Here is a 17336-nt window from a genome sequence, read left to right on the forward strand (position 1 = left end):
GCTCCAGCGCACGGATACCCGGCATTCACCGAATCCCGCCGCACCGGCTCCCGGCCGCGGGCCCCGGGCACCCGTCCCAGATACCGGACAATTCATCAGACAACCGGGGTCCTGGACAGCAACGCCCACGGGGATCCGTAGGAAAGGGCTGAGGCTTTCCAGGTCGAGCGCCACTGTGGTCCGTCGTTACGGTCTGTACGTGACCAGTGACGAGGTTTGCCGGACGATCGCGGTGGGCGCCACCGACGTGGCCTGCGCGCCGGCCGCCCGCGGGCAGGTCGAGCTGCGCGTGGGCGCGGCGCGGTACGTGCTGCGGATGGCACCGGAGCAGGTCGGGCCGCTGCGCGACGTTGTCGCCGCGCTGGTCCCGCGGCTGCGCCGCAGCCGGCCGATCGACGCCCAGCTCAAGCCGGCCGAGGTCGCGCGGATCCGCCCGTACGTGACCCAGCTCGTCAAGCTCGGCGTGCTGCTCACCCCCGCCCCGGGCACGGCGCCGGTGGAGTCCGAGGGCGACCGGCGGCTGTACACCTTCCTGGCCCGGCGGGTGGCGCGGCCGGACCCGCTGTTCACGTCGGTGAAGGCCCGGCCCGTCGCGCTGCGCGGCCCGGCGGCGCTGACCGGCCCCGCCGCCGAGGCGCTGGCCGCGCAGGGGCTGACCGTCGCGCCCGCGGCCGGACCGGGCGACGACACCGCGCTGACCGTGGTCTTCGAGACCGGCGGGCCCGCCGGCCTGCGCGCCGCGAACAAGGGGTACTGCGCGGCGGGCGCCGCCTGGGTCCCGGTCCTGGTGGACCCGCGCCGGGTGCGCCTCGGCCCGTGGATCATGCCGGGCCAGACGGCCTGCCTGCGCTGCCTGCCCGCCGACCCGCACCGCCCGCCGGAGGACGCGGCCGGCGACGGCCGGCCGGCCCCGGCGCCCGGCGCGGCGCCGGGGGACGGCGGGCCGGTCGGGGTGGCCGACACGTGGCTCACGCTCCAGCCCGGCTGCGTCCGCTGGCTGGCCGGGCTGCTGAGCCACCTCGCGTTCCGCACGTACGTGCCGATGGGCGACAGCCACCCGTGGGGGCGGGCGACCACGCTCGACGCGCTCACCGGTGAGCAGGCGTCCGTCGCGTACTGGCGCGACCCGTACTGCCCCGACTGCGCGCCGGCCGGCGCGGTCACCGACGCGTGGGTCCCGGCGTGACCCCGGCCGCCCGGTGCGTGGCCGCGCTCGGCCTGGCGGTCCGGGACCTGCCGGTGCCGCTGTACCGCGCCGGCCACGCCGCCGCGCTGGTCCCGGCGGCCCACGGCGGCGGCGACCTGGACCTGCACGGCCACCCCGTCCCCGTGCTGGAGGTCGCCGCCGCCGCCGACGCCGGCACGGTCGGCTGGGACCTGGCCGCCGCGGCCGCCCGGCTGCGCACCCCCGGCGCGGACGCCGTGGCCGCGGCCGGCGACGTCGACGCGGCGGTGGTCCGGGCGCTGTACCGGGCCCTCGCCCGGCGGTTCGCGCCCGGCGCGGGCCCGGTCCGGCGGCTCACCGGCTGGGAGCCGGCCCTGCCCGGGCCCTGGCGCCACCCGGCGGACGTCGCCGGCAGCGTCGCGTGCTACCTGCTCGGCGACGTGTGCGGGGTGCCGGTCGTGGGGGCGGTCGCCCGGCTCGACGGCGACCCGCGCGGGTACGCGGCGCTGGCCTGCGACCTCGGCGTACCGGGGGCCGTCGCCGCCGCCCTCGACGGCGTGCGGCGCGCGCTCGCGGTCGCCGACCTGACCCGCACCGACCGCAACGACCACACCGACCGGGCCGACCACGCCGACCGGGGCACCCGAGGCGACCGGGGTGCCCGGGGCGAGGACCCGACGGCGCGCGGCCGGGCCGCGCCCGGCGCGGCCGGCGAGGTCGACCTGGGCGGCCTGCGGCAGGACGGGGCCGACCGGGCCGAGCTGGGGGACCTCCTGCGCCGGCACGGCCTGCGGCCCTCGGCCCGGGTGCTGCGCGCCGCCGACGACGCCGCCCTCGTGCAGGTCCGGCTCGACGACGGCGCGCCGACCCCGTGCCGGCCCGGCCCGCCGGGCCGGCACGCCGACGGCGACGGGCAGCCGGGCCCCTGGGACGAGCCGGACGTACCGGCGCTGCGGCTGACCGCCCCGACGCAGCTCTCGCTGGCCTTCGCCGGCTCCCGGGTCGCCGCGGGCCGGACCTACCACGAGCACTCCAAGGTCCGCGCCGCCTTCGGCACCCTGCCGCGGGTCGACATCCGGGACATGGGCCGGCCGACCCGCCTGCTGATCGGGCGCGCCTACCGGGACTTCCGGCACGCCCGGCTCCGGTACCGGCTGCGCCCCGACCCCGACCTGCCGGTCCGCGGGCTGCGGGAGACCATCCTGCGCCGCCGCTCGTGGACGCCCATGACGGGCGGGTCCATCGACCGGGCGGCCCTGGCCGGTGTCCTGCACCTCACCTACGGGGTCACCGGCGCGGGGGCCACCGGGGACGACGTCACCCTCCCGCTGCGGGCCACCCCCGCCGCGGGCGGGCTGTACGCGGTGGACCTGTTCCTGCTGGTCGAGCGCGTCGAGGGCGTGGCGCCGGGCCTCTACTACTTCCACCCGGCGGCCGGCGAACTCCAGCTCGTCCGGTCCGACGTCCGCCTCGCCGACCTGGCCGGCGCCACCGGCTACGGCGCGCGGGTCACCCAGGCCGCGGCCGTCGTCGTGTACGTCGCCGCGCTGCGCCGGACCCAGTGGAAGTACTGGGAGCGCGGCTACCGGATGGCGCTGCTGGACTGCGGCCACCTGGCGCAGAGCGTCGTGCTCACCGCCAACGCCGCCGGGCTCGCCGCCCACCCCATGGTCGCCTTCGTGGACGACGACCTGAACCGCCTCGTCGGCGTCGACGGGGTGGACGACGCCGCCCTGTACCTCACGCTGCTCGGCCCGGCCGGCACTCCCGCCAGGAAGGAGAACCCGTGACCGCCCCATCGGACGTGGTCTACGTCGCGGACGACGTACGCCTGCACGTGCTCGACGACCGCGAGGGGTTCCTGGAGACCGCCGCCCAGGTCCGGCGCATCCGGGGCGCGCGGCTGACGGTGCTGGCCGAGCGGCTGCTGCCGCGGCTGCGCACCCCGACGGCCGTCGGCCAGCTCGTCCGGGACCTGGCCGCCGAGGTACCCGAGGAGGAGCTGACGATGCTCCTGCGGGGGCTGTCCGCGCACGGCGTGCTGAGCACCGGCGCCCGGCCGGTGGACGGTCGCCCGGCCGGGCGCTTCGCGGTCCACGGCCCGCCCGCCTTGACCGACCAGCTTGTCGCGCTGCTGGGCCGGCTGCCCGGGACCGAGGTGCGGTCCGCGGGCGAGGAGCCGGCGCCGGCCCGCGACGGCGAACTGGCCGTCGTCGGGACCACCTCGCTGTTCGACCCCCGCACCGGCGCCCTGCACGCCGCGCTGGTCGCGCAGCGCCGGCCGCACCTGGCGTACGGCCTCGCGCAGGACGGCGCCGCCTTCGTCGGCCCGCTGTGGACCCCGACGCGGCTGTCGGCCTGCTTCCACTGCCTGCGCACCCGCCTGTTCTCGCACGCGGTGAACGGGCCGACGCTGCGGGCGTACGCCCGCTTCCTGGCCGAGTCCGGCGCCGCGCCGGTGCCGCAGGCCGCGCCGCCCTGGACGGTGGCCCGGCTGATCGGGGCCGTCGCGCGCCGGGCGCTGGCCTGGTCGGCCGCGCCGGAGGCCGACGACGCGCAGGAGCTGCGCTGGTGCGCCGGCCCCGACGACGAGGGGGGCACCCGCCGGCTGCTGCCCGTACCCACCTGCGCCTGCGCCGACGGCGCCCCGCCGCCCGAGCCCGTGGCCGGCCTGGCCGACGCCGAGGACCCGGTCGTCGGCATCGTGCACGCGGTCAGCGTGCGCCGGGCCGAGAGCGGGCCGGCGATCTACCTCGGCGGCAGTACCTCGGCCAACTTCGCGCTGCTGCGCGAGCCGATGCGGGTCACCCGCAACGGCGGCGCCGGGTTCACCCGGGCGGCGGCGCTGGCGTCGACCGTCGGCGAGTCGCTGGAGCGGTACGCGGCCGGCCTGTACCGCCGCGACACGCTGCGGCTGGCGACCTGGACCGCGCTGGCCGCGGCCGGCGAGGAGGCCGTCCACCCGGACCGGTTCGGCCTGTTCAGCCCGGCGCAGTACGCCGAGCCCGACTTCCCGTTCGTCCCCTTCGCCGCCGACACCCCGCTGCGGTGGGCCCGCGCCGCCCGGCTCGGCACGGACGAGCCGGTGTGGGTGCCCGCCTCCCAGGCCCACCTGCACTACCGCCGCGTCCCCGGCGAGGCGGCGATCGGCCCCTCGATCTCGACCGGCCTGGCCGCGGGGCCGAGCTGGGAGCAGGCGGTGCTGGGCGGCCTGTGCGAGGTGGTGGAGCGCGACGCGCTGGCCGTCTCCTGGCTGTACCGGCTGCCGCCCCGGCCCGTCGCCCCCGGGGTCGTCGCCGCCTCGTCCGCGGTGTCGCACCTGCTCCGGGAGGCCACGTCGTGGCGGGTGCGCTTCTACGACCTGTCGCTGGACCTGCGCGCGCCGGTGGTCGCGGCCGTCATGGAGCACCGGGGGGCGCACGGCGCGATCATGTCGTTCGGCAGCGCGTGCCGGTGGTCGCCGGTGCGGGCGGTGGAGAAGGCGTTCCTGGAGGCGGCCCAGGGTCTCACCTACGTCCGCCGGCTGCTGCGCCAGCACGAGGACTGGCAGGTCGCGCCCGACTTCAGCAACGTGGACGACTTCAACCTGCACGCGATCCTCTACTCCAGGTACCCGGAGCTGCGCACCCGGGCCGGGTACCTGGTCCACCCGACCGAGCCCGTCGCCTGCACCCGGCCGCCGTCGGTCACCGAGGTGCCGGCGGACCTCGGCCCCGCCGACGAGCTGGCCGCGGTGGCCGGCGCGGTCCGCGCCGCCGGCCACGACATCGCGGTACTCGACCTCAGCACCCCCGACGTGCGGCAGTTGGGCGTGCACGTCGTCCGGGTGCTGGTGCCCGGGCTCCAGCACCTGTCCGGTACGCACCGCCAGCGCTTCCTCGGCTCCCCCCGGCTGGCGCAGGTGGCCGAGCGGCTCGCGCTCGCCTCGGCGCCGGACAACCCGTTCCCGCACCCTCTCCCGTAGGAGCGCCCGTGACGCCGTCCTTTGCCGCCTACCTTTCGAGCGCGGTCGCGCGCAACGACCACTTCGCGGCGACCGCCAGCATCTCCGAGGTGTTCGGCGACCAGGTCGTCAGCCGGGTGCTGCCGGCCGACCGGTACCCCGTGACGTGCCGGACCACCTCGGAGGCGGTCGAGGGCGGCGTCCGCCTCACCTTCCGCAGCCGGGTCGCCGGCCTGGACCGGCCGACCACGGTCGTGCACAAGGTCTTCTTCATCGACCGCGAGGAGGTCCGCACCCGCCTGCACCACCTGACCCCCGACCAGCCGGAGGGAGCCTCCGAACTGCTGGTGATGTTCGACGGCACCGACCGCGACTACTGCCATGCGTCGGTCTACGACAGCGAGAACCGGCTGCTCGCCACCGACGCGGTCGTCTTCGACAGCGCCGGCCGGACGGTGCCCTACCCGTTCACGGACAGGTACGTCTCCCCGCACGCGCTGGACCGGGCGGAGCTGTCCGAGACCCGCACCGCGGGCGGGCAGCGGGCGCTGCGGTTCGCCGTCGCCCTGCGCGGCCTGTCCGGGCCGCAGCCCGTGGTGCTGGCCTGGCAGGCGATCGGCCGGATCGACCGGGCCACGCTCATCTGTACGCCGGACCGGCCGGAGGTCCACCGGGAGCTGGCCCTCGACGACAACCCCGCGCTCGCGCCCGGCGACTGGGTGGTCGTCGCCGTGGACGACCAGGAGCGCTTCCTCGCGCAGGCGCTGGTCACGCTCCAGCCCATCGTGGACTGACCGGCGTGCGCCACCTGGACAGCGGGCTCGGGGTCGCGCTGGTCGACGCGCCCCGGGGGCCGCTGACGGCGCTGCGGCTGGAGATCCGGTACGGCAGCGCCGACGAGCAGCCCGGGCAGGAGGGACTGGCCCACGTGCTGGAGCACCTGGTGGTGCGCTGCGCCATGGCCGGCGGGCGGGTCGACGACGGCCCGATGGTCACCGCGCGCACCGGCCGGGAGAGTACGCACTACTCGCTGCTCGTGCGGTCCCCCGACGCGGACCGGGCGGCGCGGATGCTCCTGCGCGCGCTGGCGCCGCTGGCCGACTCGCCGGCCGCGCTGGACGCCGAGCGGGCGGGGATCCGGCGCGAGCGGGCGGAGCGGCTGGCCCAGCCGGCCTGGGTACTCCAGGAGAAGCTGTTCGCGGCGCTGTGGGCGGGGACCTCGCACGCGCACCCGACGCTCGGCGACCCGGCCGTCGTGGACCGCTGCACGGTGGCCGTCGCCCGGGAACTGCACCGGCGCTGGTACCGGCCCGACAACGCGGTGCTCGTCGTCGCCCCCGGCCCGGTCCCGGACGCGGCCCGCGCGGTGCCGCCGGCCGTCCCGCCCCGGCCGGCCGGGCGGCCGGACCACGGGCGGCCGCGGCGCGGCGCGGTGTGGGCGTCCCTGGCCGGGCCGACCCCGGTGCACGGCGTCGCCTTCGCGGTACCGGCGCCCGAGGTGCCCGACTGGCTCGGGCTGGCCTGCCGGGCCGTCCGCGCCGCCTCCGGCCTGGTGGTCCACCGGCTGGACCTGGCCCGGGACACCTGCCTGTGGTTCATGCTGCGCGGCCGGGACCGGCGCGCCGCGGCGGCGGACCTGCGGCGCGCGCTGGACGCCTGCGCGCACCGGCTCGCGGCGCCGGACGGGGACGCCTGGCTGGCCGCCGAGGCGGTGATCCCCGCCCTGCGCGCCGCCGGCACGGCGAGCGCGCTGGCCGACCCGGCCCGGGCCGCCCGCCCGGACGCGGGCCGGCCGACCGCGGCGGCGGTGGCCGCGCTGGTCGGGAGCTGGCGGGCGGCGGCGGGGGTACCGCGGTGAGCGCCCACGGCACCCGGCGCGCGCTGCCCAACGGCGCCCGCCTGGTGGTCGTCCCCCCGCGCCCCGGCGTGGTGGCGGCGACGGTCGCCGTCCCGCTGGCGGGCGTCACGCTGGAGACGGCCGCCTGCGCGCCCGCGGTCGCCGCGCGGTGGGCGGCGGAGCTCCGCGCGGCCGCGCGGGCCGAGGACGCGGTCGTCCGGGTCGACCCGGTGAGTACGCCGGACGCGGCCGGGTTCACCGTCGAGGCGCTGGACCCGGCGCTGCTCGCCGCGGTGCCCCGGTGGTTCCGGGACGCCGCGGCGGCGCTGCCTGACCCGCTGGCACCGCCGGCCGACCCGCGGGCGCCGGCCGACGACCGCTGGTCGCACCCGGTGCGGCGGGCGCTGTTCGGGTCCGGCCACCGGTACGGCCTCACGCCCGCCGACCGGGCGCGGGCCGCCCAGCGGCCCGGCGGCCTGCGCCGGGCCGCCCGGGCACTGGCGGCGGTCCCGCCGGTGCTGGCCGCGCAGGCCGAGGGGACGCACGTCGACGTGCTCGCGGCGGGCCTGGCCGCCCTGGACCACCGCGGGCCGGATGCCGGGGCCGGCCCGCCGGCGCCGCGGCCGGCCGCCACCGAGCAGCGCGCCGCGGCGTACTACGTCCTGGGCCTGCCCGGCGTGGCCCTGGGCGCGCCGACGAAGTGCGCGCACCACGTCGCGTGGTCCCTGCTCGGCGGCCGGGAGGGAATGCTGGACCGCAGCCTGCGGCTGGACGGCGGCCTGACCTACTCCCTGGCGGCGTTCAGCCGGGAGCTGGCCGAGGGCGGGTACGCCGTCGTCTACGCCGCCTGCGCGCCGGGAACCGCCGGGGAGGTCGCCGACCGGGTCCAGGCGGTCCTCGACGCCGCGCGCGGGGGTGTACCGGCGCACCTAGTGCGGGGGGCCGCCGAGCGCCTGGTCGTCGCGCACCACGCGGCGCTGGAGACGGGCCGCGGGGTGACCGAGCGGGCGGCCCGGTACGAGGCGGCGGGCCTGTCCCCGGCCGATCTGGTGGCATATCCGTCTACAGTGGATCAGGTTACCGCCGAGGAGGTTGCCGCCGCACTGACCACGGCAACAGTTCTGTCGGGTATCCGATAGGGACTGAGATTGTCACAGATCGATACGTGTCCCCGTGTATCATTAGATCATGAAGCGGACGGCGGAGGAGGCGGCGCGCACCCGCGCCACCTTGTGCTCCGTCGCGCTTCGGGTTTTCGCTGCGAAAGGCTACGTCGCCACCACGATGGCGGAGGTCAGCGAAACGGCCGGCCTGACCCGCGGTGCCATCTATCACCATTTTCCGCGCAAGTCCGATCTCTATGTCGCGTGCGTGTCCGCACACTGGCAACGCATCGCCGCCGACATGTGGGTGGCGCTGGACTCCCCCGCCCCGCCGGCCGCGCGGCTCCGCGAACTGGTCGGCGCCTTCTGCCGCTCGCTGAGGCAGGAGGAGACGCGACTGCTGCTGACGCTGACGATCGGTGCCCGCGACCTGCCCGCGGACGCCGGCCTGAGCCGCAAGCACGACGCACTGCACGGTCTCGCCACCCGCTTGGAGAAGCTGTGTGACGAGGCGGCGCGGACCGGAGACCTCCGGGACGGCCTGACTCCGCGGCTGGCGGCGGAGATCGCGGTCGTCTCGCTCACCGGAATGGTGGGCATTCTGCCGTGGGAACCGTGGCCGCTGACCTTCCCCGAGAACGACGCGGAAGTCGGCGACGCGGTGGTTCGCGCGATCATGAAAGGTCCCTGACCGTCGGCGCCGGGTGACGCCGGGCGCGCGAGTTCTCCTTTTCCACTAGCCCGTGACAGGGGACAACGTGCTGGGTACACGATTGAACAGTCTGCCGGATCCAGGCTCCACCAGGACCCACGCGCACGGCGTGGTTCTCCTGGGCTCGTGGCGCGCCACCCGCAACGCACCGGAGAGCCGGTGCCACGGCGTTCTCGTGCGGCAGGCCGACATCGACTCCGTGTCGCTGACGGTCATGATGATCGAGGCGGAGTGGCTGCTGGCGGCGCAGGACTTCGACGACGGGCAGATCCAGGGCGCGCTCGCGGCGGCGAAGGCGATCCGCGAGGACGTCCGGCTGGCGATCCTCGGCGAACGCCACGACTGGCGGCGCTGCGAACGCTGGATGCGCCGGGGCTGCCGGGCCTACCTGGAGGAGTCGATCAGCCTCCGCCGGGCCGCCCGCGCGATCCACACCGCACACACGCTGGAGGTGAACGTCGTGGACCGGGCGTTCCACCAGACGCTCCAGGAGCGGGCGGCGGGCACCATGCCGCACCTCACCCGGCGCGAGCGCGAAGTCCTCGACCTGGTCCGGCGCGGGCTGCGCAACCGCGACATCGCCCGCACCCTGCACGTCACCGAGAACACCGTCGAGTACCACATGCGCCACCTGCTGGCCAAGTTCCGGGCCCGCAGCCGGATGGAGGTCATCGAGCGCGCCACGGCGCTCGGCCTCGCCTGAACGGCCCCGACGCGCCGACCGGTTGTCCGCCCGGTCGGCGCGTCGGCGCGTCACCGGCCCGGCCTCACTCCACCCGCCACTTCGGCAGGAGGCGGCCGAGCCAGCCCGGCAGCCACCAGTTGGCCCCGCTGGCCAGCTTCATCGCCGCGGGGACCAGCAGCATCCGGACGACGGTGGCGTCGATCAGCACCGCGACCGCCAGGCCGAAGCCGAACTGCTTGAGTTCGAGCACGTCCGCCGCGATCAGCGCGCCGAACACCGCGATCATGATGGCCGCGCCCGCGGTGATCTGCCGGGCGGTGTGCTGGAGCGCGGTCGCCACGGCGGCGTCGTTGTCCCCCGACCGCAGCCACTCCTCCTGGATCCGGCTGACCATGAACACCTCGTAGTCCATGGACAGCCCGAACAGCAGTGCGAACAGCGCGACCGGCAGGTACGCCTGGAGGTTGCCGACGCTGGTGAAGCCCAGCGCCCCCTCGCCGTACCCGTACTGGAAGACGATCACCGTCAGGCCGACCGCGGCGGTCGTGGCCAGCAGGTTCAGCACCACCGCCTTCGCCGGGACGAACAGGCTGCGGAAGACGACGAGCAGGTACCCGAAGGACAGCGCGAGGACGATCCCCACCACCCACGGCAGCTTGCGGGTCGTCTCCTTCGCCAGGTCGGCGTACTGCGCCGTCAGGCCGCCCACCTGCACGTCGACGTCGACGCCGCGGAAGGCGTCGGGCACCAGCCGCTCGCGCAGGTGCGTGACGAACTCGATGGCCGCCGGCGAGTCCACCGGCCGGTTCACCAGGGTCTGGAGGTAGGTGCAGCGCCCGCCGCGGTCGAGGTCCACCAGCGACGCCACCACCGGCCGGCCGGCCGGCGAGCCCGCCGCGGCCTGGAGCGTCGCCTGGTTGTGCGACCCGGCCGTCCGGTCGAGCACGCCGGTGATCGACGTGACCCGGTCCACCCGGCCGTCGGCCTCCGCGGCGGCCGTGAGCCGGGCCACGCCGTCCAGGTGCCGGTCGGTCAGCGCGCTGTCGGCGCAGACCACCGTCTGCACCGGGCCCACCGCGCCCGGGCTGAACGAGGTCGAGACGATCTGCTGGCCCTTGCCCGAGGGCGTCTCGCTGAGCGCGGCGAGCCCCCAGTCGATGCCGAGCTTGATCGAGGCGACCGGCCAGGCCAGGGCGATCAGCAGGATGAGCGCGGGCAGCCCGAACGCGACCGGCCGGCGCAGGACGGTCCGCGCCCACGCGCTCCACCGGCCCTGGCGCTCGCCGCCGTCGACGTCGGTGGGCCGCAGCCGGCGCGGCAGCGCGCCGGAGTTGATCCGGTGGCCGAGCACGCTCAGCAGGGCCGGCAGCAGCGTGAGGCTGGTGACCAGGCAGGTGGCGACGACGAGCGCCGACGCCACCGCGATCTCCATGAAGATGTGCCCGTCGATGATGACCAGCGAGCTGAGCGCGACGATGACGATGGCGCCGGAGATCACGATGGTCCGGCCGGAGGTGTGCAGGGCGCGGCCCAGGGCCACCCGCACGTCGTCGCGGGTGGGCCGGCGGCCGGCGGCCGCGCGCGCCAACTCCTCGCGGTACCGGCTCACGATGAACAGGGCGTAGTCGATGCCGATGCCGATGCCGATCACGGTGGTGATGACCGTGGCGAACCGGTCCAGGTGCAGCGGGCCGGCGAGGGCCACCAGCAGGCCGGTGCAGCCCAGTACCGAGGCGAGCGCGACCAGCAGCGGCAGGCCGGCGGCGACCACGCCGCCGAGGCACAGCAGCAGGACCCCGAGCGCGATCGGGATGCCGATCATCTCGGCGCGCTCCTGGTCGGCCAGCTCCACGTCGGACAGGTCGTTGGTCAGCGGGGACGGCCCGGTCAGGTACGTCTCCAGGGGGCTGCCGCGGGTGCTGTCGGCGACGATCCGCTGGAGGTCCTTGGCGGTCTCCGCGCGGACCGACTCGGAGCCGGCCAGCCCGACGACCGCGACGGCCACCCGGCGGTCGGCGGCCACCTGCTCGTCGGCGGCCGGCTCGTAGGGGCTCACCACCCCGGTGACCCGCGGCTGCGCGCGGACGGCCGCCAGGACCCGGTCGACGGCGGCGCGGTACTCCGGCGCGTCGACCTGGTGCGCGGTCGACCGGAACACCACGACGTCCTGCTCGGCGCCGAGGACGGGGAAGTGCGCGGCCACAAGCTGCTGGGCGCGCGCCGACTCGGCGTGGCGCACCGTGTAGTCGGGTGCGCCGAGGCTCTTCTCCAGCGTGGGGTAGAGCAGCCCGGAGCCGACCAGGATCACCAGCCAGACGGCGAGCAGGCCGAGCGGCCGGCGGGCGCAGAGCTGGCCCCACGCCTGGAGCGAGAAGCGCCGGTGCGGCTGCCCGCCCGGTTGCGGGCCGCCCGGGGCCGGCTGTCCGCCTGAGGCGGGGCCGCCCTGGGGCGGCGGGCCGCTCCGGACGGGGGGGTTGCCCTGGTCGGGCGGGTCGCCCTGGGCGGGTGCGGCGGTCGGCTCGGGCACCGTCCGCCTCCTTCCAGAAGAGGTGCCGGCCGGATGCCGGGACCGGAGATATGGCAATCATACGTGCGCGCACGTATGATTAGGGGGCAGGCACGTCGCCGCACAACCCACCCTGTGGGCCGTCGCCCTGCAGATCTACGCCCCGTAGATCGTCGCCTTGCAGTTCGTTGCCATGTAGGTCGTTGCTATGTAGGTCGTCGCCCAGAGGGATCACCGCGGCCACCGGCAGCGCCCGGATGGCCAGGAGCCGGCGGGCTTCGTGGTACTTCTTCTTGCCGCTCGTGGTGCGGGGGAAGGCGCGTCGGCGGCAGACGACGACCTCGTCCAGCGCGACCTCCAACTCCCGCAGCGCCCGGCGCTGCGCGGCAGTGAGGCCGAACGCCGCCGGGGCGTTCTCCACGACTGCCACCACCTTGCTCGCCGGATCGTGGATGTCAGTGTCGCAGACGAGCACCTCGGCGGCAGGCCGGTCGAGCACGTCGGCGACCCGGGCCTCCAACAGGGACGCCAGGTAGTTGCGGCCGTTGCGGATGATGACGTGCTTGACCCGCTCCAGCACGAACAGCTCGCCGCGGTCGAGGAAGCCCAGGTCGCCGGTGACGTGGACGCCCCGCGCAAACGGCTCCGGGACGCCGCTGGCCGGGTCCATATAGCCCGGACAGACACTGCCGCCGCGCACCGTGACCTCGCCGAGCGTGCGCTCCTCCTCCAGGACGCGGCCGTCCTCGTCCACCAGCTCGACCCGCAGGTCGCCGACCGGTACGCCCATCGAGAACGCGGCCACCCCCGCCGAGGGCGGCTCCCCCAGTACGCCCTCGCCCAGGGTCTGCACCGGCTTGCCCACGACCGCCTGTCCACTGTCCACGCACACGTAGCGCGGCGTCCGCCCCGGCACCGCGACCGTCGTGGCCACGGTGGTCTCGGCCATCCCGTAGCTGGGCACCAGGTTCGCGGCCCGCATCCCGTACCGGGCGAACCGGTCCACGAACGCCGCGAGGCTCGCGTACCGGACCGGCTCGGCGCCGACGACCGCGTGGGCCAGCGCCGACAGGTCCGCGTCGGCGACGTCCCGGTCCCGGACCATCCGGGCGGCGTAGTCGTAGCCGAAGTTCGGGCTGGCGGTGAAGGTGCAGCGGTACCGGCTCAGGGTGTCGATCCAGCGGGCCGGCCGCAGGATGAAGTCGGTCGGCCGCAGCAGGTACACCGGCCAGCCCCAGAAGGCGCTCAGCAGCGCCCCGCCGACCAGCCCCATGTCGTGGTAGAGCGGCAGCCAGGAGGCGACCCGCTCGCGCAGCCCGGTACCCAGCGCGCGCCGCAGGTCGCGCAGGTTGGCGCAGACGTTGGCGTGGGTCACCGGCACCAGCTTGCCGGCGCCGGTGGAGGCGCTGGTCAACTGGACGAAGGCGACGTCGCCGGGGGTGCGCGGCGGCGGGTCCGCGGTGCCGCAGTCCGCCGCCGTCGGCAGCCACAGGACCGGCAGCTCCGGGGCGGGCGCGGTACCGGCGAACAGCTCCGGCTCCAGCGCCAGCGCCACCGGCCCGGCGAACTGCCCGGCCACGGCCCGCGTCCGCGCGACGAAATCCGACAGGCCGCCGAGCGCCGAGGGCGGCGGCAGGATCACCGGTACGGCGCCGGCGTGCAGCGCGGCGAAGAACGCCAGCAGGGTCGTCTGCGGGTCCAGCCCGGCGATCAGGAGGGTGGTGCCGGCCGGACCCGGGCGGGCCGGCGCGGGCAGCCGGCCGGCCAGCCACGCGCCGCGCCGCAGCAGGTCGCGGTACGGCAGCCGGCGCAGCGATCCGTCGGACTCCACCAGGTGGTAGCCGGCCGCCGGGTCCGCGGTCGCCGCCCTGTCGTAGATCGCCCGCAGCAAGTCGGGCGGTTCCGGGAGCCCCCCGGCGGGACGCGCCTGCCCGTCCATCTCCGTCACTCCCCATGCTCGGCCTGGTCCTCAGTGGGCGAAGAATCCGGCGTCGGCCATCTCCCTGACGCTCTTGCCGAAGGCGCCCGCGACCTGCGCGAGGTCGTCCTCGGTGTGCGCGGCGCTCAGCATGGCCGTGTGCAGTTCGGGCAGGTAGACGCCGTGCTTGCGCAGGTAGTAGGCGAGGGCGACGCTGGCCTGCAGGTGGGAGCCGGCCAGGCGGTCCCGGATGCGCCGGGGGGACGCGTGGTCGAACGTGACGGAGAAGATGGAGCGGCTGCCGGTGATCCGGCACGGCACCCCCGCGGCCGCCGCCTCGCCCGTCAGCAGGCCGGTCAGCAGGTCCGTCCGGCGCGCCAGCGCGGGGTAGATCTCGGGGTGCGCCCGCAGGTGGCCCAGGGTCGCGGCGCCGGCCGCGGCCGTCACGGAGTTGCCGCTCATCGTGCCGCCCACGAAGGCGCGCGCGGTGACGTCGAGGAACGGGTCGTGGGTGGTGCGCGCCAGGTCGACCAGGTGCGGCCGGCCGACCACCGCCCCGCACGGCAGCCCCCCGCCGATGATCTTCCCCGCGCAGGTGAGGTCTGGGCGCACTCCCGCCAGCCGCTGGGCGCCCCCGTAGTCGACCCGGAAGCCGGTGACCACCTCGTCGAAGATCAGGACGATGCCGTGCCGGTCGCACTCCTGCCGCAGCCGGCGCAGGAAGCCGCGGTCCACCTCGGCCAGCGCCGCGGGCATCGGCTCGACGATCACGCACGCCAGCTCCGCGGCGCACGCGGCGATCCGGTCGAAGGAGGCGGGGTCGCCGTACTGGAGGACGACGGTGTCCGCCACCAGCCGCGGGTCCGCGCCGGCCGAGTTCGCCACCGCGCGCGGGCGGTGCGGGTCGCCGGAGTACCGGAACCACGAACTGACCTGCCCGTGGTCGGAGAACCCGTGGTAGTGGCCCTCGCACTTGGCCACCCGGCGGCGGTTGGTCCAGGCGCGGGCCAGGCGGATCGCGACGAGCACCGCCTCGGTCCCGGAGTTGCACAGCAGCGCCCGGCCCTGCCCCGGGAACGCCTGCGCGAGCAGCCGGGCCAGGGCGAACTCCGCCGGGTTGCCCAGCGCGTTCACCGCCCCGTCGGCGACGGCCCGGTGGATCGCCTCCCGCACCACCGGGTGCCCGTAGCCGAGGATGTGCGGCCCGTACCCGCCGGAGAGGTCCAGGTAGACGTTGCCGTCGACGTCGGTCAGGCGCGCGCCCGCCGCGCTCCGCACGACCAGCGGGAAGGTGCTCGGCAGGACGAAGCGGTCCAGGTGGGTGGGCGCCACGAGGGTGTCCGCCGCCGCCGCGCGCAGCGCCGCCGCGCGCGGCGCCCGCGCCTCGATCTCGCGCCGGAACGTCTCCCGCGCGGCGTCGCTCTGGTACGGCGAGAAGCGGTCGGTGAACCGCCGGTTGTGCGTCCACAGGTCGAACCCCGGGTCGACGTCGTACACGAAGCCCTCGCCGGTCAGCAGCGCCAGCGCCAGCAGCGTGATCCGGGTGCTGAGGCGGGCGCCGCGGCGGTGCAGCAGCATCGCCGCGTCCCGGAAGAAGGCCATGGTCGACCAGCGGCGCGACCGGTCCTCGAAGTGGTGCCGCAGGACGTCCGCCAGCTCGGTGCGGCAGTCCGCGGACAGCCGGTCGCCGCCGACCACGAACGCGCCGGTGAACCTGTCCGCGGCCAGCTCCCAGCGGCCCCGCACGCAGGCGTAGTAGAAGGCGGACAGGTGCCAGCGGTCGTCCTCGGAGAGCACGCCGACGAGCCCGAAGTCGAGGAAGACGACCTCGCCGCCCGCGCCGAAGACCACGTTGCCGGGATGGGGGTCGACGTGGAAGCGGCCGTGGAAGTACGCCATGCAGTAGAACGCCTCCTGCACCCGGGCCGCCAGGTCCGGGCGCCGGTCGGCGGGGAGCCGGTCGGCCTCGTGGCCGGGGACACCGTCGACGAACTCCATGACCAGCACGCGGTCGGTGCAGTGTTCGGGGTACAGGCGCGGGACCCCGACCCGCGGGTTGCCGGCGAAGTTCTCCCGGATCCGGTCCTGGTGCCGCGCCTCCGCGCGCAGGTCGAACTGGCCCAGCAGCGCGGGCCGCAGCTCGGCGAACTGCCCCCGCAGGTCGAACCGGCGGCAGGCCGGGACCAGCAGGTGCGCCAGGTGCAGGAGCAGGCCGAGGACGCGGGCGCTGGCGTGCAGCCGCTCGGGTACGCCCTCCTTGACGACCTTCACGGCCACCGCCTCGCCAGAGGGCAGGGTGGCCCGGTGCACCTGGGCGACCGTGCCGGCCGCGACCGGGGTCCAGTCGAACGAGGCGAACACCCGGTCGGCGGGCGCGCCGAGGCTGCGGGCGAGCGTCCGGCGCAGGGCGGCCGGCGCCATCGGCGGCAGCCCGGCGAAGAACGAGCGGAACTCCGCCGCGGCCCCGGGACCCCACAGCCCCGACTGGGTGCCGAGGATCTGGCCGGCCTTGAGGTACAGCGGCCCCATCCGGTACAGGTAGCGGCGGAGCAGGGCGGCGGCGCGGCGGGGGTCGCGGCGGCCGGGGGCCAGGTGGCCGGCCAGCAGGGCCGCGGTCCAGCACACGGTGCGCACCGCCTCGACCGCGGCGGGGAGGACCACGCGCACCCGCCGCGGCGCACCCGCGCCCCCTCTGCCACCCACTACCGCGCGCTCCACTCGTCCGCCGGGAGACACCGACCGGATCGGACGGTACCGACGCGCCAAAGCGCCGTCTCCTCAGGAAGTCGCCCGTTTTTCCTGAGGGTTCTCCGCAGGTTGACAACGGGCACGGACGGCGCCGCGCGGCACGCGGACGGACGCCGGCCCAGCGGACCGCGGAGTCCGCGGCCTGTTAACCGGCCGGGTCTGCCGGGGCCGTCGGAGCGGCCGACGTGGTCGGGGCGGCCGACGTGGCCGGGTCCGCCGGGGTGGCCGGCCCGAGGCGGCGCAGCTCGTCGCGGATGTCCTCCAGTGCCCGGACGGCGCGCTCCCACAGGTCCCGGTCGGCCCCGCGCGGGCCGTACCGGAGGTCGGCGGCCGTCCCCCGGGCGGGGGCCGCGCGGCGGCCGCGGCGCGGCGCCGGCTGGTCCGCCGGGTCACCCGCGCCCGGACCGTCCGCGCCCGGGTCGCCGGCCGGGTCGCCCGCGCCGGGCAGGTCGTAGCCGGCGAGGGCCATCAGCTCGGCGTACGCGATCCCGAGCGCCGGGCCGAGGCGCTGGAGCACCCGGGGCGAGGGGGAGCCGATGTAGCCGCGCTCCAGCTTGAACAGGTAGCCGGCGGAGATGCCGGCCTCGGCCCCGGCGGCCTGCATGGTCAGCCCGCGCTCCTCGCGGGCGGTGCGCAGGGCGTCGCCCATGCGCTGGGTGGGTCGGGGCGCGTCGGCGCGCCCTCGTGGTTGCTCAGTCATGTTTCCCATGGTAGACAGA

The 17336-nt window shown here is 76.4% G+C and carries 12 protein-coding genes; 8 read left to right on the forward strand and 4 right to left on the reverse strand.

What is annotated here, in order from left to right:
* Window positions 1-199: 199 nt before the first annotated feature.
* The 8 genes from IEY75_RS13905 to IEY75_RS13940 all read left to right on the forward strand — a co-directional run bounded on the left by IEY75_RS13905 (window position 200) and on the right by IEY75_RS13940 (window position 9463).
* Window positions 200-1186, forward strand: coding sequence for a hypothetical protein (locus tag IEY75_RS13905; RefSeq protein WP_189114759.1), 987 nt, complete (start codon window positions 200-202; stop codon window positions 1184-1186).
* Complete coding sequence (locus tag IEY75_RS13910; RefSeq protein WP_189114760.1) at window positions 1183-2955, forward strand: SagB/ThcOx family dehydrogenase; 1773 nt, start codon at window positions 1183-1185, stop codon at window positions 2953-2955. Before IEY75_RS13905 ends, IEY75_RS13910 begins: the two co-directional genes overlap by 4 nt.
* Window positions 2952-5129 carry a YcaO-like family protein gene (locus tag IEY75_RS13915; RefSeq protein ID WP_189114761.1) on the forward strand — a complete coding sequence of 726 codons (2178 nt, stop codon included), beginning with the start codon at window positions 2952-2954 and terminating at the stop codon, window positions 5127-5129. Before IEY75_RS13910 ends, IEY75_RS13915 begins: the two co-directional genes overlap by 4 nt.
* 8 nt (window positions 5130-5137) lie before the next feature.
* A complete protein-coding gene (locus IEY75_RS13920; RefSeq protein WP_189114762.1) occupies window positions 5138-5902 on the forward strand; it encodes a DUF5944 family protein in 765 nt (254 codons plus the stop codon).
* A 5-nt stretch (window positions 5903-5907) separates the two neighbouring features.
* The gene (locus IEY75_RS13925; RefSeq protein WP_189114763.1) at window positions 5908-6966 is read left to right on the forward strand and encodes a M16 family metallopeptidase; all 1059 of its coding nucleotides are present in this window, start codon (window positions 5908-5910) and stop codon (window positions 6964-6966) included.
* The gene (locus IEY75_RS13930) at window positions 6963-8084 is read left to right on the forward strand and encodes an insulinase family protein (protein ID WP_189114764.1); all 1122 of its coding nucleotides are present in this window, start codon (window positions 6963-6965) and stop codon (window positions 8082-8084) included. Before IEY75_RS13925 ends, IEY75_RS13930 begins: the two co-directional genes overlap by 4 nt.
* A gap of 49 nt (window positions 8085-8133) precedes the next feature.
* The gene (locus IEY75_RS13935) at window positions 8134-8739 is read left to right on the forward strand and encodes a TetR/AcrR family transcriptional regulator (RefSeq protein ID WP_189114765.1); all 606 of its coding nucleotides are present in this window, start codon (window positions 8134-8136) and stop codon (window positions 8737-8739) included.
* 82 nt (window positions 8740-8821) lie between these two features.
* Complete coding sequence (locus IEY75_RS13940; RefSeq protein WP_189114766.1) at window positions 8822-9463, forward strand: helix-turn-helix transcriptional regulator; 642 nt, start codon at window positions 8822-8824, stop codon at window positions 9461-9463.
* Between the two features lie 64 nt (window positions 9464-9527).
* On the opposite strand, the gene IEY75_RS13945 is transcribed toward IEY75_RS13940, so the two are convergent.
* From IEY75_RS13945 to IEY75_RS13960, 4 genes are all read right to left on the reverse strand, one after another.
* Entirely contained in the window at window positions 9528-11972 is a 2445-nt protein-coding gene (locus IEY75_RS13945) for an MMPL family transporter (RefSeq protein ID WP_189114767.1), read from the reverse strand.
* Between the two features lie 79 nt (window positions 11973-12051).
* Window positions 12052-13890 carry an AMP-binding protein gene (locus IEY75_RS13950; RefSeq protein WP_229789709.1) on the reverse strand — a complete coding sequence of 613 codons (1839 nt, stop codon included), beginning with the start codon at window positions 13888-13890 and terminating at the stop codon, window positions 12052-12054.
* 30 nt (window positions 13891-13920) lie between these two features.
* Window positions 13921-16536 (reverse strand): aminotransferase class III-fold pyridoxal phosphate-dependent enzyme, encoded by a 2616-nt coding sequence (locus IEY75_RS13955; protein ID WP_229789680.1) that lies wholly within the window; start codon window positions 16534-16536, stop codon window positions 13921-13923.
* 226 nt (window positions 16537-16762) lie between these two features.
* Window positions 16763-17317 (reverse strand): helix-turn-helix domain-containing protein, encoded by a 555-nt coding sequence (locus IEY75_RS13960; protein WP_189114769.1) that lies wholly within the window; start codon window positions 17315-17317, stop codon window positions 16763-16765.
* Window positions 17318-17336: the final 19 nt, after the last annotated feature.

Source organism: Pilimelia terevasa, assembly GCF_014647915.1.
In the GTDB taxonomy this organism is placed as follows: Bacteria; Actinomycetota; Actinomycetes; order Mycobacteriales; family Micromonosporaceae; genus Pilimelia; species Pilimelia terevasa.